Annotated in this window: 20 protein-coding genes; 10 read left to right on the top strand and 10 right to left on the bottom strand. The window is 40.2% G+C overall.

The window, feature by feature from the left end; all coding sequences use genetic code 11:
* Window positions 1-9 precede the first annotated feature (9 nt).
* The 4 genes from aceE to ampD form a co-directional block, all read right to left on the bottom strand.
* Entirely contained in the window at window positions 10-2,685 is a 2,676-nt protein-coding gene (aceE, locus tag QQK02_RS05470) for a pyruvate dehydrogenase (acetyl-transferring), homodimeric type (protein ID WP_284206968.1), read from the bottom strand.
* A 98-nt stretch (window positions 2,686-2,783) separates the two neighbouring features.
* The gene (gene pdhR, locus QQK02_RS05465; protein WP_284206967.1) at window positions 2,784-3,533 is read right to left on the bottom strand and encodes a pyruvate dehydrogenase complex transcriptional repressor PdhR; all 750 of its coding nucleotides are present in this window, start codon (window positions 3,531-3,533) and stop codon (window positions 2,784-2,786) included.
* A 291-nt stretch (window positions 3,534-3,824) separates the two neighbouring features.
* Entirely contained in the window at window positions 3,825-4,676 is an 852-nt protein-coding gene (gene ampE / locus QQK02_RS05460) for a regulatory signaling modulator protein AmpE (protein ID WP_284206966.1), read from the bottom strand.
* 30 nt (window positions 4,677-4,706) lie between these two features.
* On the bottom strand, window positions 4,707-5,255 hold the full coding sequence (ampD, locus tag QQK02_RS05455; protein ID WP_284206965.1) for a 1,6-anhydro-N-acetylmuramyl-L-alanine amidase AmpD: 549 nt from the start codon (window positions 5,253-5,255) through the stop codon (window positions 4,707-4,709).
* Window positions 5,256-5,302: 47 nt separating this feature from the next.
* Here ampD and QQK02_RS05450 point away from each other — a divergent pair, with 47 nt between their 5' ends.
* The 9 genes from QQK02_RS05450 (at window position 5,303) to yacG (ending at window position 13,186) form a co-directional block, all read left to right on the top strand.
* Window positions 5,303-5,824: a retropepsin-like aspartic protease family protein gene (locus QQK02_RS05450; RefSeq protein ID WP_284206964.1), complete on the top strand. Its 522-nt coding sequence runs from the start codon at window positions 5,303-5,305 to the stop codon at window positions 5,822-5,824.
* Window positions 5,825-6,688, top strand: a complete 864-nt coding sequence (gene nadC / locus QQK02_RS05445) for a carboxylating nicotinate-nucleotide diphosphorylase (protein ID WP_284206963.1) — start codon at window positions 5,825-5,827, stop codon at window positions 6,686-6,688.
* Between the two features lie 193 nt (window positions 6,689-6,881).
* The gene (locus tag QQK02_RS16410) at window positions 6,882-7,307 is read left to right on the top strand and encodes a pilin (protein WP_407705014.1); all 426 of its coding nucleotides are present in this window, start codon (window positions 6,882-6,884) and stop codon (window positions 7,305-7,307) included.
* Window positions 7,308-7,421: 114 nt separating this feature from the next.
* Window positions 7,422-9,125: a type IV-A pilus assembly ATPase PilB gene (gene pilB / locus QQK02_RS05435; RefSeq protein WP_284206962.1), complete on the top strand. Its 1,704-nt coding sequence runs from the start codon at window positions 7,422-7,424 to the stop codon at window positions 9,123-9,125.
* A gap of 44 nt (window positions 9,126-9,169) precedes the next feature.
* Window positions 9,170-10,405: a type II secretion system F family protein gene (locus QQK02_RS05430; RefSeq protein WP_284206961.1), complete on the top strand. Its 1,236-nt coding sequence runs from the start codon at window positions 9,170-9,172 to the stop codon at window positions 10,403-10,405.
* Between the two features lie 84 nt (window positions 10,406-10,489).
* The gene (locus QQK02_RS05425; protein WP_284206960.1) at window positions 10,490-11,374 is read left to right on the top strand and encodes a prepilin peptidase; all 885 of its coding nucleotides are present in this window, start codon (window positions 10,490-10,492) and stop codon (window positions 11,372-11,374) included.
* Between the two features lie 11 nt (window positions 11,375-11,385).
* Window positions 11,386-12,009, top strand: a complete 624-nt coding sequence (coaE, locus tag QQK02_RS05420) for a dephospho-CoA kinase (protein WP_284206959.1) — start codon at window positions 11,386-11,388, stop codon at window positions 12,007-12,009.
* 128 nt (window positions 12,010-12,137) lie between these two features.
* The gene (gene zapD, locus QQK02_RS05415; protein ID WP_284206958.1) at window positions 12,138-12,884 is read left to right on the top strand and encodes a cell division protein ZapD; all 747 of its coding nucleotides are present in this window, start codon (window positions 12,138-12,140) and stop codon (window positions 12,882-12,884) included.
* A gap of 65 nt (window positions 12,885-12,949) precedes the next feature.
* Complete coding sequence (gene yacG, locus QQK02_RS05410) at window positions 12,950-13,186, top strand: DNA gyrase inhibitor YacG (protein ID WP_284206957.1); 237 nt, start codon at window positions 12,950-12,952, stop codon at window positions 13,184-13,186.
* A 44-nt stretch (window positions 13,187-13,230) separates the two neighbouring features.
* On the opposite strand, the gene mutT is transcribed toward yacG, so the two are convergent.
* The 3 genes from mutT to QQK02_RS05395 form a co-directional block, all read right to left on the bottom strand.
* Window positions 13,231-13,623, bottom strand: coding sequence for an 8-oxo-dGTP diphosphatase MutT (gene mutT / locus QQK02_RS05405; protein ID WP_284206956.1), 393 nt, complete (start codon window positions 13,621-13,623; stop codon window positions 13,231-13,233).
* A gap of 65 nt (window positions 13,624-13,688) precedes the next feature.
* On the bottom strand, window positions 13,689-16,370 hold the full coding sequence (secA, locus tag QQK02_RS05400; RefSeq protein ID WP_284206955.1) for a preprotein translocase subunit SecA: 2,682 nt from the start codon (window positions 16,368-16,370) through the stop codon (window positions 13,689-13,691).
* Between the two features lie 98 nt (window positions 16,371-16,468).
* A complete protein-coding gene (locus QQK02_RS05395; RefSeq protein WP_284206953.1) occupies window positions 16,469-17,371 on the bottom strand; it encodes a M23 family metallopeptidase in 903 nt (300 codons plus the stop codon).
* A gap of 26 nt (window positions 17,372-17,397) precedes the next feature.
* On the opposite strand from QQK02_RS05395, the gene QQK02_RS05390 reads away from it, so the two are divergent.
* Window positions 17,398-17,868, top strand: a complete 471-nt coding sequence (locus tag QQK02_RS05390) for a DUF721 domain-containing protein (RefSeq protein WP_284206952.1) — start codon at window positions 17,398-17,400, stop codon at window positions 17,866-17,868.
* Between the two features lie 58 nt (window positions 17,869-17,926).
* On the opposite strand, the gene lpxC is transcribed toward QQK02_RS05390, so the two are convergent.
* The 3 genes from lpxC to ftsA form a co-directional block, all read right to left on the bottom strand.
* Entirely contained in the window at window positions 17,927-18,844 is a 918-nt protein-coding gene (gene lpxC / locus QQK02_RS05385; protein ID WP_284206951.1) for a UDP-3-O-acyl-N-acetylglucosamine deacetylase, read from the bottom strand.
* Window positions 18,845-18,970: 126 nt separating this feature from the next.
* Complete coding sequence (ftsZ, locus tag QQK02_RS05380) at window positions 18,971-20,140, bottom strand: cell division protein FtsZ (RefSeq protein ID WP_284206950.1); 1,170 nt, start codon at window positions 20,138-20,140, stop codon at window positions 18,971-18,973.
* Window positions 20,141-20,476: 336 nt separating this feature from the next.
* Window positions 20,477-21,712 carry a cell division protein FtsA gene (ftsA, locus tag QQK02_RS05375; protein ID WP_284206949.1) on the bottom strand — a complete coding sequence of 412 codons (1,236 nt, stop codon included), beginning with the start codon at window positions 21,710-21,712 and terminating at the stop codon, window positions 20,477-20,479.

Raw genomic sequence — 21,712 nt, 5'->3', positions numbered from 1 at the left:
CCTCTAGTCTTAAGCGTAAAGTGGGTTCACTTTATCTGCATCGATGTTGAACTTAGCAATTGCTTCAGCAACAACTTTGCGCTCTACTTCGCCACGGTTAGCTAATTCGTAAAGTGCTGCGACAACAACGTAACCTGCATTGACTTCAAAGTGAGTACGCAAGTTTGCACGGCTATCTGAGCGACCGAAGCCATCAGTACCTAAACAACGATAGTCAGTGTCGATAAAGGCACGAACTTGATCCGAATACGCTTTAACATAATCCGTTGCTGCAATAGCAGGACCTTTATCCGCAGTAATAATTTTACCGATATGCGCTGTTTGTTGCTCTGCTTCTGGGTTTAGCATGTTGAAACGCACAACTTCTTGGCCTTCTCGTGCTAATTCATTAAATGAAGTTACCGAGTAAACATCACTTGAGATGTTGTAGTCGTTAGCCAGAATTTGCGCAGCTTCACGAACTTGCAACAAGATAGTACCAGAGCCCATCAATTGAACATTCGCCTTCGCTTTTTTGGCGGCAACAGTTTCAAGCTTGTAAATACCTTTGATAATCTGATCTTCAATATCTTTATCTTCAGGCATCGCTGGGTGCTGATAGTTCTCATTCATCAACGTTAAGTAGTAGAAAATATTCTCATTATTTTCGTACATACGGCGTAAACCGTCGCGAACAATTACCGCTACTTCGTAACCATATGTTGGATCATAGGTTACACAGTTTGGAATCAAGCCAGCTTGCACATGAGAGTGACCATCTTGGTGCTGTAGACCTTCACCGTTTAGCGTTGTACGACCTGCTGTTGCACCGAGTAAGAAACCTCGTGCTTGGCTATCACCTGCTGCCCAGGCTAAATCACCAACACGTTGGAAACCAAACATTGAGTAGTAAATATAAAACGGAATCGTTGTTGCGTTACACGTAGAATATGATGTACCTGAAGCAACCCAAGAAGCCATTGCGCCTAGCTCATTAATACCTTCTTGTAATACCTGACCTTTCTTATCTTCACGGTAGTAAGCAACTTGGTCAGCATCTTGAGGAACGTATTTTTGGCCTTCATTGGCATAAATACCTACTTGGCGGAATAAGCCTTCCATACCAAAGGTACGTGCTTCATCAGGAATAATAGGTACGATACGCTTACCAATTTTCTTGTCTTTCAATAAGCTATTAAGTACACGTACAAAAGTCATTGTTGATGATACTTCACGCTCACCACTACCTTTTGTAATAGCCTCAAATGCCTTCATTGAAGGAATTTCTAACTCATCTTCCGACTGTTGACGACGTGCAGGTAAAGAACCACCTAAGGCTTCTCGGCGGGCTTTCATGTATTGGTATTCAGGGCTATCTTCTGGGAACTTGAAGAATGGTAAATCTTCAATTTGATCATCAGAAATAGGCATGTTGAAACGGTCACGGTATTGCTTGATAGACTCGATATCCATCTTCTTCACGTTATGTGCAACGTTTTGCGCTTCACCTGATTCACCTAAACCAAAACCTTTTACCGTTTTGGCTAAGATAACCGTTGGACGGCCTTTAGTGTTTAACGCTTTATCGTAAGCAGCATAAACTTTAACTGGATCATGACCACCACGGTTTAAGCGCCAGATGTCTTCATCAGACATATTTGCAACCATAGAAGCGGTTTCAGGGTACTTGTTAAAGAATTGCTCACGAGTGTACTTACCACCTTTAGCTTTACAGTTTTGGTATTCACCATCTACTGTTTCATTCATTAACTGAAGTAGCTTACCTGAAGTGTCACGTGCTAATAATGGATCCCAGTATGAGCCCCAAATAACCTTAATCACTTCCCAGCCTGCGCCACGGAATGTGCCTTCAAGCTCTTGTATAATTTTACCGTTACCACGTACAGGGCCATCTAGGCGCTGTAAGTTACAGTTAATGATAAACGTTAAGTTGTCTAAACCTTCACGTGAAGCAAGGCCAATTGCACCTAATGATTCTGGCTCATCACACTCACCGTCACCTAGGAAACAATATACACGTTGCGCTGAACAATCTTTAATGCCGCGGTTGGTTAAATACTTTAAGAAACGCGCAGTATAAATAGCTTGTAATGGACCTAAGCCCATAGATACTGTTGGGAATTGCCAAAAGTCCTGCATTAAATGAGGATGTGGGTATGAAGATAAACCTTTACCATCACATTCTTGACGGAAGTTATCCATTTGCTCTTCTGTTAATCGACCTTCAAGGAAAGCACGACCGTAGATACCTGGCGAAATATGGCCTTGAGCAAAGATAAAGTCGCCACCGTTTTCAGGTGTAGCTGCTTTAAAGAAGTGGTTAAAACCTACATCATAAAGCATTGCCGAAGAAGCAAATGAGCCAATATGACCACCAAGCTCTAAATCTTTTTTGGAGGCACGTAATACCAATGCCATTGCGTTCCAACGAATAGCCGCACGAATGCGTGCTTCAAGCGTTTGGTCAGCTGGCATGTGTGGTTCTTGTCCCGGAGGAATCGTGTTTACATAGGCAGTAGTTGCATCGAATGGTAAATGAGTACCACCACGACGTGCTCTATCGATTAATTTTTCAAGTAGAAAATGAGCGCGCTCTGCGCCTTCGTTCTCTAATACAGCTTCGATTGACTCAAGCCATTCTTGAGTTTCTGCTGCATCAATATCATGTTTAGGGAGCTCAGACATAATTTTACTTTGTCTCCGGTTTGTTTATGTATACGTTATAAGTAGTTTAAAGATAGACAACTTTTCAAAAGCCATCTTTATTCTTTATCATGTTTTTTCTAATATCTTTGCATGCGACGCATAGAACGTTCCATGCGACTTTGCTCTTGCGATAACTTGAGCAAGATTTCTTCTATAAAGGCTAAATGCCGGTGGCTTGCGCCCCAAGCTTTTTGTGGCTGACCACTTACAATGGCATCTAGCAACCGTTTTCGATAATCTGCAATTCTTTCAAAGGTATCAGGCCTTTTTGAAAGCATTGTTAAATTCTTTTCTATATTGTCAATTAATAGTGGCGCCATCGACTTCGCTAATTGCAATATAATGGCATTGTGTGATGCCGCACATATCGCTAAATAAAATTCGAATACAGCTTTAGCTTCTTCACGATAATCATTTTCTATTTGTGCATCGCCTATCGCTAGGTGTTTCACTTCTATCGCTTTAAAGTCTGTTGGTGTACCGCGCATTGCTGCATAATAGGCAGACATACCTTCAATACCATGTCGAAACTCGAGCAAATCAAATTGTGACTCCGGATTTTTCGACATCAAATCAAATAGAGGATCTGACAAGCCACCTAATATATTTTTCGCAACAAACGTACCACCGCCTTGTTTGCGCGTGACCAATCCTTTGGCTTCTAGCTTTTGAATCGCTTCTCTAAGTGACGGTCTTGACACTTCAAACTGCGCCGCTAGTTCACGTTCAGGCGGTAACTTTTGACCAGCCTCTAAGCTACCTTCTACTATCATGCCTTCTAACTGCTGCTGAATAACATCTGATAATTTAGCTTGTTTGAGTGACATAAGTGTCTTCCGCCTAAACTCTATTTACTGCGCTAATATCGACATCAAAAACAAATGGTAAAATGGTCTTACCATTTTAAAATACGCATAAAAAAATGGCATTTATGCCGATAAATTTTTGCTAATCTACCTTAACTGCCTTTAATTGCCAAACATTATTTTAGAGTATTTATACGATTTATTCTAAAAACATAGAGGGAATTGGGACTATCCAGAATGGTCTGACCATTAAAAAAGGAAAGCAATCACCTGCTTTCCTTTTACTAAATTCTTTATCAATATTGTAGTTAACTAGTTGATTACGCCGGTTATAGTAAGAATTGCAACAACACTAAGCATTAGAAGCAATGTTCTTTTTGCTAACTTAACAAGCAAGCATGGCTCAGAGACACAATCGTCTTCATCAACCATAAAGTCTTCTGATTGCTGCGCTATACGAGTAAGCATTCTGTGCGCTGGAACATCAAAATCGAAAAAGCTCTCTAAATAACTAGGCATAGCTTTGGAGAAATGACCTGCAAGCATATAGGCAAACGATACGACTCTCACGAGTGGCCAGTCAATAATGGCAAAACAATGGCGTAACAATGATTGAACCTCTGAACTCGTTGTATAGTTTTCTTCATCTTTATCAGACATCTCTAGAAAAGTAATCAACAAGCGGTAAAGTAAAGCAGCTACAGGGCCAAAGATAACGAAAATAAGCATTGGCGCAATATAGTATCGGTAATTTAACCACACCATGGTTTCACCAAATGGCATGTTTGGCAGGTTTTTATCTTGCTGCAATTGCATCAAAGTGAGCTGACAAGTTGTTGGTTCATCTCTATTTGCCGCGCGTAAAAAGCATTTGTAGGCTTCTCTCGTTTTAACGCAACCAAAAGCGACAATCAAAATTAACGTAGAGGCGACTAAATATAAAATAGTGTCATCAATAATTCTGAGTAAAAGATAGCAGGCTATAACTGGCAGTAGAATTAACAGGCCAACTTGTAAATTGCTTAGTTGCTTGCTTTCATGGCTAATAATACCAAACTTTTTAAAGCCACCTAAAAGCTGTTCAAAGTAATAACTAAATTGCCACACTTTTGCTGACAGACTTTTTTGAGCAGATAACGCAATGAGCAGACTAATTAAATTCATAAATATATTCCGAAATACATTATTCTTATTTTAGCCTTTTACCGATAAAAGGCGATATAAATGTGACCAATCAAACGCGTCACCTGGATCCGTTTTACGGCCAGGGGCAATGTCATTATGGCCAACGATATGATCGTCAGCAATTGGGTAATAAGCTTGCAGTACCTTAACAAGCTGTGCAAGTTGTTGATATTGTTGCTGAGTATAAGGAATATCATCAGCCCCCTCAAGCTCGATACCAATAGAAAAGTCATTACACTTTTCGCGCCCTTTAAAATTTGAAACACCGGCATGCCAAGCTTTATCTTCAAACGAAACGTATTGAATAACATCACCGTTTCTGCGCACTAAGCAATGTGCTGAGACCTCAAGCTGATATATTGTTTCAAAAAATGGATCAGCATTTTTATCTAAACGGCCAAGAAACAAATCGGTAATATATGATCCACCAAACTTTCCTGGCGGTAATGAAATATTATGAACGACCAATAAATTTATCGCTTCATTTTGACATCTTGGCATAAAATGTGGTGATGGTTGTTGCTCAGCTTCATTAAGCCAGCCATTATTGATATTCATATTCGCCCTGTTTAGAGTAACTACCTAGGTTCATTAAAGCTCGTATTATGACTCAACAAGACAGTACAAACAAAATTGGACGCACATTCACTTGGATCACGTGGATAATCGGCTTATGCCTGGTGGCATTTGTCTTTGACGAATTGTTAGATTATCAATACAACCCTAACCAATCTGTCGCAAGTGATACATCCTCAAACGGCAAAGTTTCAGTCAAACTTCAGCAAAACCGTATGGGCCATTACGTGCTTAATGGTGAAATCAATCAACAAAGCGTGACATTTTTGCTTGATACCGGTGCAACATCCGTTTCAATACCGGCTCAAGTAGCTGATAACCTCAATTTACAAACAAAAGGGAGTTACCTTGTAAACACAGCTAACGGTACCGTGAAAGTTTACAGAACAGTTTTATCAACACTTCGAATTGGTGAGATAACACTATATAATGTCGCAGCGAACATAAACCCAGCAATGAAGTCAGACGAAATATTGTTGGGTATGAGTGCACTTAGACAAGTTGAATTTAGCCAGATTGGCGACCAATTAATCATACGAGAGCAACGATAGATGCAAACTGCAGCGTTACAACAAGACATTTCATCAACAGTTACATGGGCATTAAAAGAAGATTTAGGTGGCAGCGTTGATGCTAATGCCGACATAACAGCTTGCTTAATTCCTCAGGACAGCCAAACCAACGCAAAAGTCATCACCCGTGAAGATTGCATCATCTGCGGCGTTGATTGGGTAAATGAAGTTTTCAAACAACTTGATAAATCTATTGGCACGACAACTGAAATCACTTGGTATGTAAATGATGGTGAAGCAGTAAAAGCTAACACAACCCTATTTGAATTAACGGGCAATGCTAGATTAATTCTTACCGGTGAACGTACCGCATTAAACTTTTTACAAACATTATCAGGCACAGCAACACTCGTAAGCGAGTATGTTGAACAACTATCAGGTAGCAATACAAAATTGCTCGATACAAGAAAAACCTTACCGGGGCTGCGCAGTGCCCAAAAGTATGCCGTAAAATGTGGCGGTGGTGTTAATCATCGTATCGGCCTATTTGATGCATTCCTAATTAAAGAAAACCACATAGCAGCATGTGGTGGCATTGATAATGCAGTGGCAACGGCTAAAAATAATCACCCAGCCAAGAAAGTTGAAGTTGAAGTTGAGTCTCTCGATGAACTAAGCCAAGCGCTTAATGCGGGGGCTGATATTATCATGTTGGATAATTTTACGCCGTCAATGATTGAAGAAGCCGTTTCCTTAACGCGTGGCAAAGCCCAATTAGAAGTATCCGGTAACATGACATTAGAGAAATTAAAAACGTATACCCAAGCCGGCGTAGATTTTGTTTCTGTTGGCGCATTAACTAAGCATGTAACCGCTATCGATTTATCGATGAGGTTTAGCTAACCGCGCTAAAACGCTCAATATTCAAACGAAACAATATAGCGATAGAGCAAATTAGGCCATATAGAAGCTATTTGAGTCGATTTACTCAGCAAGTTGCAAAAAAATGTAAAAAAATAGGTAACAATATTTTACATTTAAAAAAATTTGTATCACTATAGCCAAAGCCCCCGTAATAAATAATGGAAGTACTATTATGAAAAACTTAATGAAAGCGAAAAATAATAAAGGTTTTACACTTATTGAATTGATGATTGTTGTTGCAATTATCGGTATTTTAGCGGCTGTAGCTATTCCACAATATACACAATACACGCGTAGTGCAGATGCACAGTCTACAATGTCTGAAGCGTCCCCTTACAAAACAGCTGTTGCTGTATGTATTCAAACAAATGGTGGCGCTTTAGCTCCTTGTGCCGCTGGTGCAGAAGGTATTCCTGCTGTTGCTGGTGCAGTTACAGCTATTGCTGCTGGTGTTATCACTGTTAACTTCGGTGACGTTGATGGCGACACCACTGTTGAAACAGGTACATTAACTCCTGCAATCGTTGGCGGCCAAGTACAATGGACATATGCTTCAACTGCTGGTACAAACGTATGTACTGATTGGGTTGAGTGTTAATCATACTTCCTTAAAAAAAGCAGCTTCGGCTGCTTTTTTTGTTTCTAGATATCGTTTAATTGACATTTTTATGTCACAATTAAAATTAAATCTTTCTAAGATCAATAACTAAAAATGAAAGGACTTCATCAACAATCTAGTTTATTGTCGGCGCTCGCTAAGCATCAGCTCGTCTCTGATGAGCAGCTTGACGATATTAGCTCGGGTTTCATCAATCAGCAAAAACCATTTGTTCGTTACCTCGTTGAGGATAAACACCTTAATGCAGGTAAAGTGGCGAGCATTTTTTCCCAAAGTTTTGGCTACCCTTATATAGATTTAGATGCCTTTGATACTAGCCTTATTCCTGAAGGTATTCGCAACGAAAAACTGATCAGAAAACACAATGCTTTACCTATCTACTTACGCGGAAAGGTACTTTATGTTGCAATGTCAGATCCGACAAACCTCGATGCACTAGAAGAAATTCAATTTAATACCGGCTATTCAACAGAGTTAATTTTAGCCGATGAAAACCGACTTAATACCGCCATTGAAAAAATCCTAGAGGAAGATACCGACGCCCTCGATATCTCAGATATGGATACTGAAGAGTTAGCAGGTATTGATGTTGAAGAAGAACGTCAAGACGACGATGGCGGTGAAGAAGGCAAAGACGATGCACCAATCGTTGTCTACATAAATAAAATATTGCTTGATGCGATAAGAAAAGGTGCTTCAGATTTACATTTTGAACCTTATGAAAAATCTTACCGCATTCGTTTTCGTATCGATGGTATTTTAACTGAAATCGCTAGACCGCCAGTAACACTCTCTTCAAGAATGGCGGCGCGCCTAAAAGTAATGTCTAAATTAGATATTGCAGAACGTCGCGTACCACAAGATGGTCGAATAAAACTCGCCCTGTCAAAGAAGAAATCAATAGATTTTCGTGTCAGTACCTTACCCACGATGTGGGGTGAAAAAATCGTAATGCGTATTCTCGATAGCTCTAGCGCTATGCTTGGCATCGATATGTTAGGTTACGAGCCTGAGCAAAAGAATATTTACATGGAAGCTCTCGCGCAACCACAAGGAATGATCCTTGTTACCGGGCCTACAGGTTCAGGTAAAACCGTGTCTCTTTATACCGGTTTAAATATCCTCAATACTGAGCAACGAAATATCTCTACCGCAGAAGATCCAGTTGAAATCAACTTAGAAGGCATCAACCAAGTACAAATCAATACTCGCGCAGGTTTAACATTCCCAAGTGCCTTGCGTTCATTCTTACGACAAGATCCTGATATTGTGATGGTTGGTGAGATTCGTGATTTAGAAACCGCTGAAATCGCAATTAAAGCTGCGCAAACAGGTCACTTAGTATTATCTACATTGCATACCAATTCCGCTGCAGAAACATTAACGCGATTATTGAATATGGGTGTACCGTCATATAACGTGGCAAGTTCTGTAAGTATTATTATCGCTCAACGACTAGCACGTCGCTTATGTATGGCGTGTAAAGAGCCTGAAGATATTCCTGAAGATGAATTACTTAATCAAGGTTTTACCTACGAGCAATTACCCAATGTAAAACTCTTTAAAGCAGTTGGTTGTGACCAATGTACAGGTGGTTACAAAGGGCGAGTCGGTATTTATGAAGTGATTAAAATAGGCGAAACATTATCTTCCATTATCATGGAAGGCGGTAACTCTCTAGATATTGCAGAGCAATGTCAAAAAGAAGGCTTTAATAACCTTAGACAATCAGGCTTAATTAAAGCATTACACGGTGTGACAAGTTTAGAAGAAGTCAACCGTGTCACCAGTGGTTAATAAACTGATCAACCTTTTGAAGCAGCATTTGACTAGGTAATTTTATGGCAGCAACTAAAACAAAAGACGCCAAAACCAAAGCACTCGATGTATTTCAGTGGCAAGGTGTTAACCGCAAAGGTAAAAAGATAAGCGGTGAGCTCTCAGCCGTTAATATTATGGAGCTCAAAGCACAACTCAGAAAGCAAGGTGTTACGCCGGGTCGTATTAAGAAAAAAGCTAAGCCACTTTTTGGTGGGGATAAGAACCTTACTTCAGCAGATTTAACCGCTGTCACTCGACAAATAGCCACCATGTTAGGCGCTGGTGTGCCTTTAGTACAAACCATCGAAATGATTGGTAAAGGTCACAGCAATGGCAAAATGCAAAAGCTGCTAGGTGACATTGGTAATAAATTACAATCTGGTATTCCGCTTTCAGAATGTTTACGTGAACACCCAAAATACTTTGATGACCTGTATTGTGACTTGGTGCAATCAGGTGAACAGTCAGGTGCCTTAGAGACCATCTTCGAACGAATCGCTACCTATAAAGAAAAAGCCGAAGCGTTAAAAGCTAAAATTAAAAAAGCGTTAACCTATCCCATTGCCGTTATTGTCATTGCGATTATCGTTACCTCGATTCTACTGATTTTTGTTGTACCTACCTTTAAAGAAATTTTTGACAGTTTTGGCGCAGAATTACCCGCCTTTACATTACTTGTGATTAAGATATCAGAGGTTTTGCAGTCGACTTGGTATCTGGTATTGGCAGGCTTGTTTGCCTTTAGTTGGGCATTTAAAAATGCCCATCAAAAAAGCCAAAAACTTCGCGATAGAGTTGATAAAAGCATATTGAAAGTGCCGGTTGTTGGCGACATTTTGCATAAAGCTGCTATTGCTCGATATGCGCGCACGCTGGCAACTACCTTTGCTGCAGGCGTGCCACTGATTGATGCACTCGAATCTGCCGCTGGCGCATCAGGTAACGCTGTTTTTCGCGACGCCATTTTAGATATCCGCTCTGAGGTTTCATCGGGTATGCAAATGAACTTAGCGATGAGAAATAGCAGTATTTTCCCCGATATGGTTATTCAAATGGTGGCGATTGGTGAGGAATCTGGTGCGGTTGATGACATGTTAGCTAAAGTCGCATCGGTCTATGAGCAAGAAGTTGATAACGCAGTAGATAACCTAACCGCGCTTTTAGAGCCGATGATTATGGCGGTTCTAGGGGTGGTTATCGGTGGTTTAATTATTGCGATGTATCTACCAATATTCCAAATCGGCCAAGTTGTATAACGATCCCGTTATATTTTCATAGCAGGAGCTAGCTTCAGAGCTTTAGCTCCTTTATTCATTCTGATTAAATGACGAGTATTAATAATGTTTTCAGAAATTTTTACCTTATTTGAACAGTCACCTACCTACTTTTACACCTGTGTTTTCATATTATCGTTGATGGTTGGTAGCTTTTTGAATGTTGTCGTTTACCGCTTACCTAAGATGCTACAAAAAGAGTGGTACCAAGATTGCAGAGAGTTCTTAGCCGAAGAAGTTAAAGATATTCCAGAAAAAGAATTTCCGGCTTTAACACTGTCTAAACCAGCATCAAGCTGCCCACACTGCCAACACAAAATTAAATTTTACGAAAATATTCCAGTGATTAGTTGGCTTCTGTTAAAAGGTAAATGCAGCGCCTGTAAAGCGCCTATATCAGCTCGCTATCCCATTGTAGAATTTATCACGGCACTGTTAAGCCTCGTTGTTGCCCACCATTACGGTGCGTCTATGACTGCGCTTTGGGTAATCATTCTGACCTGGTCATTAATTTCATTAACGCTTATCGATTTAGATCATATGTTATTGCCTGATCAGCTGATTTTTCCAATGCTTTGGTTAGGCTTACTGATTAACATAGACGGTGCGTTTGTGCCGCTTAGTGATGCTGTGATCGGTACCGTTGCCGGCTATATGAGTTTATATAGTATTTTTTGGCTATTCAAAGCGCTAACAGGTAAAGAAGGTATGGGATTCGGCGATTTCAAACTCGTCGCCATGTTTGGTGCTTGGTTTGGCTGGCAACTTCTCCCTTTATTTATTCTAATGGCCTCTTGTGTAGCGGCGATTGTAGGTATTAGCTTGATCGTATTTAAAAAGCACCAGCGTGAACAGCCCATCCCATTTGGTCCTTATTTAGCGGTTGCTGGATGGATTACCTTATTATGGGGTAATGATATCTGGCAATGGTACTTATCTAACCTAGTTTAGGGGTAGTTGCTATGCTAGAACATCAGTATATTGTAGGCCTTACAGGTGGTATTGGTAGTGGTAAAACGACTATTGCAAACCGCTTCATTGAGAAAGGCATCGACGTCATTGATGCTGATGATGTTGCCCGAGAAGTCGTCTTTCCTGGTACTGTCTCGCTGAAGGCTATTGCTCAACATTTCGGCAATCAATACCTCAATACAGACGGCACGCTAAATCGCTCAATGTTACGGGAAAAAGTGTTTTCAGATGCCAATGCTAAGCAGTGGCTGAATAATTTACTTCACCCAGCTATTAGAGAGTCGATGTTAAATCAACTTAGCAGTGCCAAAAGTGAGTACTGTATTCTTGTTGCACCACTATTAATTGAAAATGATTTAACACAGTTTGTTGATACCGTGCTAGTGATTGATGTTAAGCAAGAAACACAAATAGCCCGCACAAAAATGCGAGATGGTTCTAATGAAGAGATCATAAAAAGCATCATTGCCAGCCAAGTTGATCGTAAAACGAGATTAGAAAAAGCCAATTTTATTATTGATAATCAAGATGCTAGTTTAGCCGAGGTTGAACAGCAAGTTGACACATTACACATTGAGTTTATTAAACTAGCTCAAATAAAAAACAGCAGGTAGGTTAATACCTGCTAACAAATCTATCGTCCTCTAGCATTGTTCTTCTTTCTACTTAAGTTAAAATAAAAATTAGCGATTTTATAAGTTAATGGTTAAGATAACTTTAGTCATTTAATTAACACCTTGTTATGTCACGAATTTTATATGAGCACCCGTTAAACGAACGGATTAGAAGCTACTTAAAGCTAGAGCACCTCTTTGGCCAGGTGACATGTGCTCAACAACTCGATATTCAACAAGGTTATTCCGTACTTTTTACCGCCCTATTCGCTATTTTAGATAGTTTAGATCGCAATGATATTCGTGGCGACCTGATCAAAGATTTAGAAAAACTCGAGCAAAACCTTGTGATTTGGTCTCAACGCCCGGATGTTGATACGTCTGCATTAGAAGAGAATCTTAGGCGAACTGTCTCACTTGTTAATAGATTAAGAAGCGCAAATACTCCTTGGTCTAAGCTTAAAGACGATAAATTACTATCGGGTGTTAGACAACGTTTTGCCATTCAAGGTGGTAGTGCAAGTTTCGATTTGCCCCAGCTACAATTTTTTCTGCATCAACCGCAAAAAACTTCTGAAGAGCAAATCAATGCATGGCTTGTTACACTTGAGCAATTGAAAGATGCAGTGGCACTTATTTTAGTCTTTATTCGTCAGCGTAGTCATTTTGAGTGTATTGAAACTGAAAGTGGCTTTTATCAAGATAGCGGAGAAGGATTACTACTGCTCCGTATTCAAGTGGATGAAAATGCTCAGTATTACCCCACCGTAAGTGGTAACCGTTTTAGATATTCAATTCGATTTATGCTGCCCTGTGAACAAAGTGGTCGGCGCTACTCTAATCTAGCGACAAAGTTCTATTTGGCAAAATGCTAGAAAGTCTGCTTTAACCTTCAGTAATTCCTCAGTTATAATGCGCTCATAATTTAAAGGAGCATGTAATGACATTAACCGTTGATTGTCCAACCTGTACAAAAAAAGTTACTTGGCAGCCTGAAAGTGAATTTAGACCTTTCTGCTCAAAACGCTGTCAATTAATAGATTTAGGTGAATGGGCTGATGAAAGCAAAAAAATATCACAACCTATTACGCCTGAAGTGATCATGAGTGAAGAAATGTTAGACGAACTAGAAGGCGAGTTTTTACAGCACAATAAATTCTTTGTTGAGCCAGAATAACCTGATTTGTGATCAGGGTAATCCGTTACGCTGATCGCACCTACTTAATTGTGATAGTTGGCTAACGCTTGCAGTATTTCTACGTTTGCCTTAGGAAAGTCAAGAGACAACATTTCCTGATAACTGAACCAACCTTCTTCTTGGCCTTCTTGTGCCTGCGGTTCGTCGTTAAAGTTATCAACAACAAAGACCTCTAACTTAACCTTTTTATCACCGTAATCATGTTCAATCACGATCAGTGGTGTGCATGTCAGTACATCAATTGCAATTTCCTCTTGAAGTTCTCTGTGCAGAGCTTCATAGACACTTTCGTTTGATTCCACCTTACCACCTGGAAATTCCCATTTACCACCTTGATGGGCGCTTTCAAGCCTTCTAGTGAGATAGTAAGCGTCACCACTTTTAATCACACCTACGGCTACATGAACTAACGACATTAACTTTCCTTATATAGCAAAATGCCAGTCATCGACTGGCATTTTATTTTTCACGTGTAGCTAAATTAACTTAATTTACCGTGACATTGTTTATATTTTTTACCTGAGCCACATGGACAAGGATCATTTCGACCAACACGCGGTTCACGTTTTTGCACCGTCGGCTGCTCAGCTTCTTGGTGATTATACTCTTTCGGTGCTTCTTCTGCTTTACGATGTTGCTCTTCAACAGCTTCAACATCAGATTCAGCACGAATTTGTACTTTAGATAAAATACCGACAACGTCATATTTTAAGTTCTCTAACATCTCAGAGAAAAGCTCAAATGATTCACGTTTATATTCTTGCTTAGGGTTTTTCTGTGCGTAACCACGTAAACCAATACCTTGACGTAAGTGGTCCATCGCAGCCAAATGCTCTTTCCAGTGAGAATCTAAGCTTTGTAACATCACGGCTTTCTCGAACTGACGTAATACATTTTCACCTACCGCAGACTCTTTTTCTGCGTATTGTGCATCTGCTAGTTCGATAATTTTTTCACGTAATGTTTCTTCATGAAGCTTCTTGTCTTCTTCTAACCACTGTGCGATTGGAAAGTCTAATGTTAACTCACCTTTTAATCGCTCTTCCAAGCCAGGTACGTCCCACATTTCTTCTAAAGATTGTGGTGGTATATGTTGGCTAATAATACCGTCTAATACGTCATGGCGAATAGACTCAATAACACCTGCAATTGATTCTTCATCCATTAAGCCATTACGTTGTTCGTAAATAACCTTACGTTGATCATTAGAAACATCATCAAATTCAAGTAATTGCTTACGAATATCAAAGTTACGACCTTCAACTTTACGTTGAGCGTTTTCAATACTACGCGTTACCCAAGGATGTTCAATCGCTTCACCATGCTCCATACCAAGCTTTCGCATCATATTTGCAATACGCTCAGAAGCGAAAATTCGCATCAAGCCATCTTCCATAGAAAGATAGAAACGCGTTGAACCTGCATCACCTTGTCGGCCAGAACGACCACGTAATTGGTTATCAATACGACGAGACTCATGACGCTCAGTCGCGATAATATGTAGGCCACCTAACTCAAGCACTTTGTCATGCTCTTCTTGCCATTTAACCTTAACTACTTCGATTTGCTCTTCAGTTGGGTTATTGAGCTTGGCAATCATCGCATCTAAGTTACCACCTAATACGATATCGGTACCACGACCCGCCATGTTAGTTGCAATTGTAACAGCACCCACTTTACCTGCATCAGCTACAATTTCGGCTTCTTGTTGGTGGAATTTAGCATTAAGTACTTTGTGCTTAATTTTAGATTTCTTTAAGAAACTCGCTAAGAATTCAGACGTTTCGATACTGATTGTACCGACGAGTACAGGCTGACCACGTTCAACACAATCTTTGATGTCTTCTAAGATTGCTTCAAATTTCTCTTCTTGTGTTAAGTAAATTAAATCAGCGCGATCATCACGAACCATTGGTTTATTGGTAGGGATAATAACGGTTTCTAAACCATAGATATGGCTAAACTCGAATGCTTCGGTATCAGCCGTACCTGTCATACCCGAAAGTTTTTCATAAATACGGAAGAAATTTTGGAAAGTAATAGATGCTAATGTTTGGTTTTCATTCTGAATATTTACACCTTCTTTAGCTTCTACCGCTTGGTGCAAACCTTCTGACCAACGACGACCTTCCATCGTACGGCCAGTATGTTCATCAACGATAACAATTTCATTATCTTTAACAATGTAATCAACATCTTTTTGGAACAGGTTATGGGCACGTAATGCAGCCATTACATGGTGAAGAATTGAAATGTTAGCAGCGGCATATAATGAGCCACCTTCTTCAATCAAACCAATTTTCTGCATCATTTCCTCAACACGAACTTGACCACGTTCTGTTAAGTAAACTTGTTTTGCTTTTTCATCAATGGTGTAGTCACCTGTTGATTCTTCACCTTCTTTATCTTCTTCTTCCTGCTGCTCGAGCTCAGGAACAATGGTATCGACTTTACGATATAGCTCTGAACTATCTTCAGCAGCGCCTGAAATAATTAGTGGCGTACGCGCCTCGTCAATTAAGATTGAGTCAACCTCATCGACAATTGCAAAGTTTAATGGGCGCTGAACACGTTCACTTGGTGAGAACGCCATGTTATCTCTTAAATAATCAAAGCCAAACTCATTATTGGTACCATAAGTAACATCTGACTGATAGGCATCTTGTTTCTCTTGCCCCATCATGCCAGGAATATTGCAACCAACAGTTAAACCTAAAAATTCAAATAATGGACGAGACCAATCAGCATCACGTTTAGCAAGGTAGTCGTTCACTGTAACAATGTGAACACCTTTGCCAGATAACGCGTTTAAATAAGCTGGTAAGGTTGCCGTTAGCGTTTTACCTTCACCGGTACGCATCTCAGCAATTTTGCCTTGGTTTAACACCATGCCGCCAATCATTTGTACGTCAAAGTGGCGCATACCAAATACACGCTTACTCGCTTCACGAACAACAGCGAAAGCTTCAGCTAAGAGAGCATCTAGGCTTTCACCATTTTTAATGCGTTCTTGAAATTCAGCTGTTTTTGCTTTTAATTCCTCATCACTGAGTGCTTCCATCTCAGGCTCTAGCGCATTTATTCTTTTTACATCTTTACGCATACGTTTGATAAGTCGGTCATTACGACTACCAAAAATTTTTGTTGCTAACTTTAAAAACATCTTGTTAAACCATGTTATGAAGAGGAATCTCTACAATTTGCATTATAAAATAAAAATGATCGGTAAAAACCGATCACATAATCTTGTTTATGTAATCGCTATTTTGCTTTGCGATATACGTACTTTATTGGGTTAATCTGCTTATTATTACGCAAGATCTCATAATGTACATGTGGGCCTGTCGAACGCCCTGTACTACCCATTTTTGCGATAATTTCGCCTTTCCCAACAACGTAACCGACATCAACCAATAGTGTTTTATTGTGTCCGTAACGTGTTTTAAGCCCATTACCATGGTTAATTTCAATTAAATTACCATAGCCATAGCGCTCACCTGACCAACTTACAACACCCGATGCCGTAGCAATAACAGGAGCGCCTTCTTTACCCGCAAAATCAATACCTTTGTGGTGCGCAGGCATACCAGTAAAGGGATCTTTGCGTGTACCGTAGTACGAAGAAAGCCATCCTTTTTTAATTGGACGACCAGATAAATAACTCGTAGTAGTTATATGGTGACCCAATGTTAAAGATTCAAGCATTTTAAGTTGTTTTTCTTCATGATCAAGTTCAGTTTGTAATTCAGTTAACTCTGATAACAACTGAACGAGCGATTTACCCGATGCAGGTGTTGATAGCATAGGGCCACCACTTGGCGGCGCTTGTTGGAAATTAAATTCGTTTTCCGGAATATCGGCTTCGTCAGCTAAACGTTCACCAAGAGCATTAAGACGAAGGACTTGGCTTTGCAGCTCAGCAAGCTTCATTGTTAAAGCGGTTATTTGCGCTTGATCTTCCGGTTTGACAGGTTCATTTTGCTCTAGCGCAAGGCCCGCTTGGTGATAGGCAGGTTGAACTGGCTCATCATTAGAGGTAATGACAAGATGCAATACAGCGCCAGAGACAATAGCAAAAGCGGCAAGTGCTGATAGCCAATGTAACTTATTTAACCTAAGATTAAATCTTACATTTTTTCCGCGATATAGTAGTGTTAAACTCATAAAATAACTTTCTTACTTCTTTTGCAATGTACCGAAAAACAAAGCAACCTACAGATCTATCATCACTATTTGATGCTTCAAAGGGCACTTTGGCACAAATTGCTTCAAAAACCAACTCTTTAGCCAGTTTAACTGACATTGTTAAAGAGATTTGTCCGGATATACCTGACGATGCTTGGCACCTTGGCAATATCAAAGACGATACCATTGTGATAGAAGTTAAATCTTCAGTTTGGTCACAACGATTTCAATTTGAACGATACCAACTTGCTCAAGCTTTTAGCCAACAAACCAAGGGTTATGTTAACAAGGTAGACATTAGCGTCATGCCTTTTTTAAATAAAACTGAGATTAAAAAACCCAAAAACCCTAAACCTCAAAAACAAATGTCATCAAAATCAGCCTCTGAGCTCATCGAAGTCGCTAAACATGCACCTGACGGGTTAAAGCAAAAGTTAGAACGATTGGCGAGTCACGCCAATAAAGATTGTAATTAAACCTTAAGCTTCAGAAACTAAAAAACCGCCTTTCAGCGGTTTTTTTCATACATCCTTGTTAAATAACAGAAGGATTTATTTCTTGGTATGCTATCGGAGATGGTGCATCTTCTTCATATGTCACCCATTCCCACGCGTCCGTTTGTTTAAAAACTTCACGCAATAAAATATTGTTTAACGCATGGCCTGATTTAAACGCATTTAGCTGGCCTAAAATACTTACGCCACCCATGTACAAATCACCAATAGCATCAAGTATCTTATGCTTTACAAACTCGTCGTCGTAACGCAGTTCATCAGGGTTGAGCATTCGGTATTCGTCAAGCACAATCGCATTTTCTAAACTACCACCCAATGCTAAATTGTGAGAGCGTAAAAACTCAATATCTTTCATAAAGCCAAACGTTCTCGCACGAGAAATCTCTTTCACGAATGAACAGCTCGATAAATCCATCGTCATCGTCTGACAGGTATTTGAAATCACCGGATGGTCGAAATCAATGGCAAAATTAACTTTAAAACCTTCATAAGGTGTTAACTCAGCCCATTTATCGCCTTCTTCAACACGAATTGGCTTTGTGATTTTCAAATAGCGCTTCGGCGCATTTAACGTTTCAATACCTACTGATTGAATCAAGTATACAAAAGGTAACGAGCTGCCATCCATAATTGGGATTTCAGGTGAATCTACATCAACAACTAAGTTGTCTAGACCCATAGCTGAAACAGCGGCAAGCAAATGTTCAACGGTAGAAATCTGAACACCTTCTTCATTAACTAAACAGGTACACAACGTCGTCTCACCCACAGCTTCTGGGGTGGCTTTAATATCAACAACAGGATCAAGATCAACACGGCGGAATACAATACCTGTATTTGCAGGAGCTGGACGGAGAGTGATCTGCACCTTCTCGCCTTTATGTAACCCTACGCCGATTGCTGAAACGCTATCTTTTAAAGTACGTTGTTTAGTCATGTGTTACCTTTTTGCTTTCAAGTTAACTTTACAAAATTGCAAAGCAACATTCCCGCCAAAATTCAGCGGGCGCACAATATAACAGATCCAACCAGTAAGATCAAAAGATCACCGATTTTTAGACCTTTAGTCTGCTTGCTTACGCAAAAATGCAGGGATATCTAAATAGTTATCCAAGTCTGCTGACGCTACTTTTTGCGGTTGTGCTTGTGCGTTTTGGTCTGCCATTGTTACTGGAGCAGATGCAGGTTCAGGTTGTGCGTTTGGCACAAAGTCACTACCCACAGCTGCTTGCTCTACTGCCGGTGCCGGATTAACTAACGTAATATCTGGCTTGCGCTCAGCGCCAATACCTGTTGCAACAACTGTTACACGAAGTTCTTCACTCATTTCTGGGTCAATTACAGCACCAACAACTACGGTTGCATTTTCAGAAGCAAATGCTTTAACTGCATTACCAACGGTTTCAAACTCATCAATTGAGATATCCATACCGGCAGTAATATTTACTAAGATACCACGTGCGCCAGCTAAGTCGACATCTTCAAGTAACGGACTAGAAATCGCCGCTTCAGCTGCTTCTTCTGCACGGTCTTCACCTGAAGCAATACCAGAGCCCATCATTGCAGTGCCCATTTCTGACATAACTGTTCTTACGTCAGCAAAGTCAACATTGATCAATCCTGGGCGAGTAATTAGCTCAGCAATACCTTGTACAGCACCTAATAAAACATTATTTGCCGCTTTAAACGCATCAAGCAATGAAGTTCCTGGCCCTAAAACCTTTAATAGTTTTTCATTCGGGATAGTGATCAATGAATCAACATTTTTAGCTAAAAACTCAATACCTTGGTCAGCGTAATTCATACGCTTTTTGCCTTCAAATGGGAATGGTTTAGTGACAACAGCCACTGTTAAAATTCCCATTTCTTTTGCTACTTCAGCGACAACAGGCGCTGCACCAGTACCTGTACCACCGCCCATACCAGCAGCGATAAAGATCATATCGGCACCTTCAAGCGTTTGCTTAATCGTTTCACGGTCTTCTTCTGCAGCACGACGACCAATTTCAGGGTTAGCACCAGCACCTAAACCTTTAGTTACATCGCTACCCATTTGTAAAGTCACATTAGCCGAAGAATTTCTCAGCGCCTGTGAATCTGTATTTGCAGTAATAAATTCTACGCCTTCGATGGTTTGGCTTACCATGTGTTCAACAGCGTTACCGCCGCCTCCACCAACACCGATGACTTTTATGACTGCTTCTTCGTTATGTTCTTCCATTAATTCAAACATATTTTACTCTCTCCGTTTTTTACAACGTTTCTACCAAAATCAAAATTATTTTTATGCGCCGTATACCAATTGAAATAATGCTTAAGTCATCTCAGAGCTATGTCAGAGGTGAGAGAACAAGAAAGATTTGTGACAATATAGTTATCCTACATTGAGTAAACCTGCCGTAGTTATCTTGCCTCTGACAAGCTCCCGAGGGGCGAGTTTAAAAGGCTTATATGCTGCGTTGCTGAACTCAACAATGGGATAACCATTCTTTTCATTCAGCGCCTTGTTTCTAATCCTTTTAATTCTCGCTGAGAGAGCAAATCATTGTTTCACTTGGTATCAGTGCTTTTAAAATTCGCCTTTAAACCAGGCGGTCAGGCGTGACCACAACCCTGTCACCCCGTCAGAACGCTTGTCTTCTTTATTTTCCTGCTCTGCAGCTAATACGCCGTAATGCAATAAACCAACAACCGTTGAGTATGTTGGATCGTTAACATATTCTTTTAAACCAACCACTTCATACGGTTGAGCTAAACGAACAGGCATTTGGAAAATTTCTTCTGCAAACTCAATAACGCCTTGCATTTTTGCTGCGCCACCCGTTAATACAAAACCTGCTGCAATTTGCTCTTCAAGACCTGCTTCACGTAACTCTTCGTGAATAAGCTCAAATAGCTCTTGATAACGAGGCTCTACAACTTCAGCGAGTGTATGACGTGACATAGATCGTGCAGGTCTACCACCTACACTCGGCACTTCAATATTCTCTTCCATAGAGACCAAGTTTCTTAACGCACAGGCGTACTGCACTTTAATATCTTCAGCATGACTTAACGGTGTTCTAAATATTTTTGCAATGTCGCTAGTCACTTGGTTTCCAGCAACAGGAATTACCGCGGTGTGACGCAAAGCTCCACCGGTAAATACAGAAATATCCATAGTACCTGCACCAATATCAACAACGCAGATACCTAACTCTTTTTCATCATCCGTGACGACGGCGTAGCTTGACGCTAACGCCGAGAAAATTAACTGGTCAACGTTTAACTCACAACGCTCAACACACTTAACTAAATTTTTTGCCATATCATTCGCACAGGTAATAATATGAACCTTTGCTTCCATTCGAACACCAGACATACCAATTGGGCTTTTTATCCCATCTTGGCAATCTATTGTGTATTCTTGCGGTAACACATGTAACAAACGTCGTTCAGCTGAAATTGGCACTGAACGAGCAGTATGAATCACGTTGTCAACGTCTTCCTGTATGACTTCTTTGTCATTAATAGGCACCATGCCGTTTTCGTTTTGACAACTAATGTGTTTACCAGAAATTCCTAGATAAACAGAACTAATTCGGCAATCTGCCATTAGCTCTGCCTCATTAATCGCGCGCTTAATTGACTGAATAACGAGATTTAAGTCGTTAACACCACCCTTATCCATACCACGTGACGGCTGGTTACCAACACCAACAATGCTTAGCTTGTTGTCTGGAGTAATTTCACCTACCGCGACAGAAATTTTTGAGGTGCCTATATCTAGACCTACAACCAAATTTCTTTCTGTTACTTTTGCCAT

It is taken from the genome of Thalassotalea eurytherma, assembly GCF_030161415.1.
GTDB classification, from domain to species: Bacteria; Pseudomonadota; Gammaproteobacteria; order Enterobacterales; family Alteromonadaceae; genus Thalassotalea_G; species Thalassotalea_G eurytherma.
Note: the sequence above shows the minus strand (reverse complement) of the source record. Positions and strands in the feature narration are given on the sequence as shown.

Coding starts and splice junctions, on each gene's coding strand:
- aceE (WP_284206968.1), bottom strand. CDS start 2,685: ATGTCTGAGCTCCCTAAACATGATATTGATGCAGCAGAAACTCAAGAA.
- pdhR (WP_284206967.1), bottom strand. CDS start 3,533: ATGTCACTCAAACAAGCTAAATTATCAGATGTTATTCAGCAGCAGTTA.
- ampE (WP_284206966.1), bottom strand. CDS start 4,676: ATGAATTTAATTAGTCTGCTCATTGCGTTATCTGCTCAAAAAAGTCTG.
- ampD (WP_284206965.1), bottom strand. CDS start 5,255: ATGAATATCAATAATGGCTGGCTTAATGAAGCTGAGCAACAACCATCA.
- QQK02_RS05450 (WP_284206964.1), top strand. CDS start 5,303: ATGACTCAACAAGACAGTACAAACAAAATTGGACGCACATTCACTTGG.
- nadC (WP_284206963.1), top strand. CDS start 5,825: ATGCAAACTGCAGCGTTACAACAAGACATTTCATCAACAGTTACATGG.
- QQK02_RS16410 (WP_407705014.1), top strand. CDS start 6,882: ATGAAAAACTTAATGAAAGCGAAAAATAATAAAGGTTTTACACTTATT.
- pilB (WP_284206962.1), top strand. CDS start 7,422: ATGAAAGGACTTCATCAACAATCTAGTTTATTGTCGGCGCTCGCTAAG.
- QQK02_RS05430 (WP_284206961.1), top strand. CDS start 9,170: ATGGCAGCAACTAAAACAAAAGACGCCAAAACCAAAGCACTCGATGTA.
- QQK02_RS05425 (WP_284206960.1), top strand. CDS start 10,490: ATGTTTTCAGAAATTTTTACCTTATTTGAACAGTCACCTACCTACTTT.
- coaE (WP_284206959.1), top strand. CDS start 11,386: ATGCTAGAACATCAGTATATTGTAGGCCTTACAGGTGGTATTGGTAGT.
- zapD (WP_284206958.1), top strand. CDS start 12,138: ATGTCACGAATTTTATATGAGCACCCGTTAAACGAACGGATTAGAAGC.
- yacG (WP_284206957.1), top strand. CDS start 12,950: ATGACATTAACCGTTGATTGTCCAACCTGTACAAAAAAAGTTACTTGG.
- mutT (WP_284206956.1), bottom strand. CDS start 13,623: ATGTCGTTAGTTCATGTAGCCGTAGGTGTGATTAAAAGTGGTGACGCT.
- secA (WP_284206955.1), bottom strand. CDS start 16,370: ATGTTTTTAAAGTTAGCAACAAAAATTTTTGGTAGTCGTAATGACCGA.
- QQK02_RS05395 (WP_284206953.1), bottom strand. CDS start 17,371: ATGAGTTTAACACTACTATATCGCGGAAAAAATGTAAGATTTAATCTT.
- QQK02_RS05390 (WP_284206952.1), top strand. CDS start 17,398: ATGTACCGAAAAACAAAGCAACCTACAGATCTATCATCACTATTTGAT.
- lpxC (WP_284206951.1), bottom strand. CDS start 18,844: ATGACTAAACAACGTACTTTAAAAGATAGCGTTTCAGCAATCGGCGTA.
- ftsZ (WP_284206950.1), bottom strand. CDS start 20,140: ATGTTTGAATTAATGGAAGAACATAACGAAGAAGCAGTCATAAAAGTC.
- ftsA (WP_284206949.1), bottom strand. CDS start 21,712: ATGGCAAAAGTAACAGAAAGAAATTTGGTTGTAGGTCTAGATATAGGC.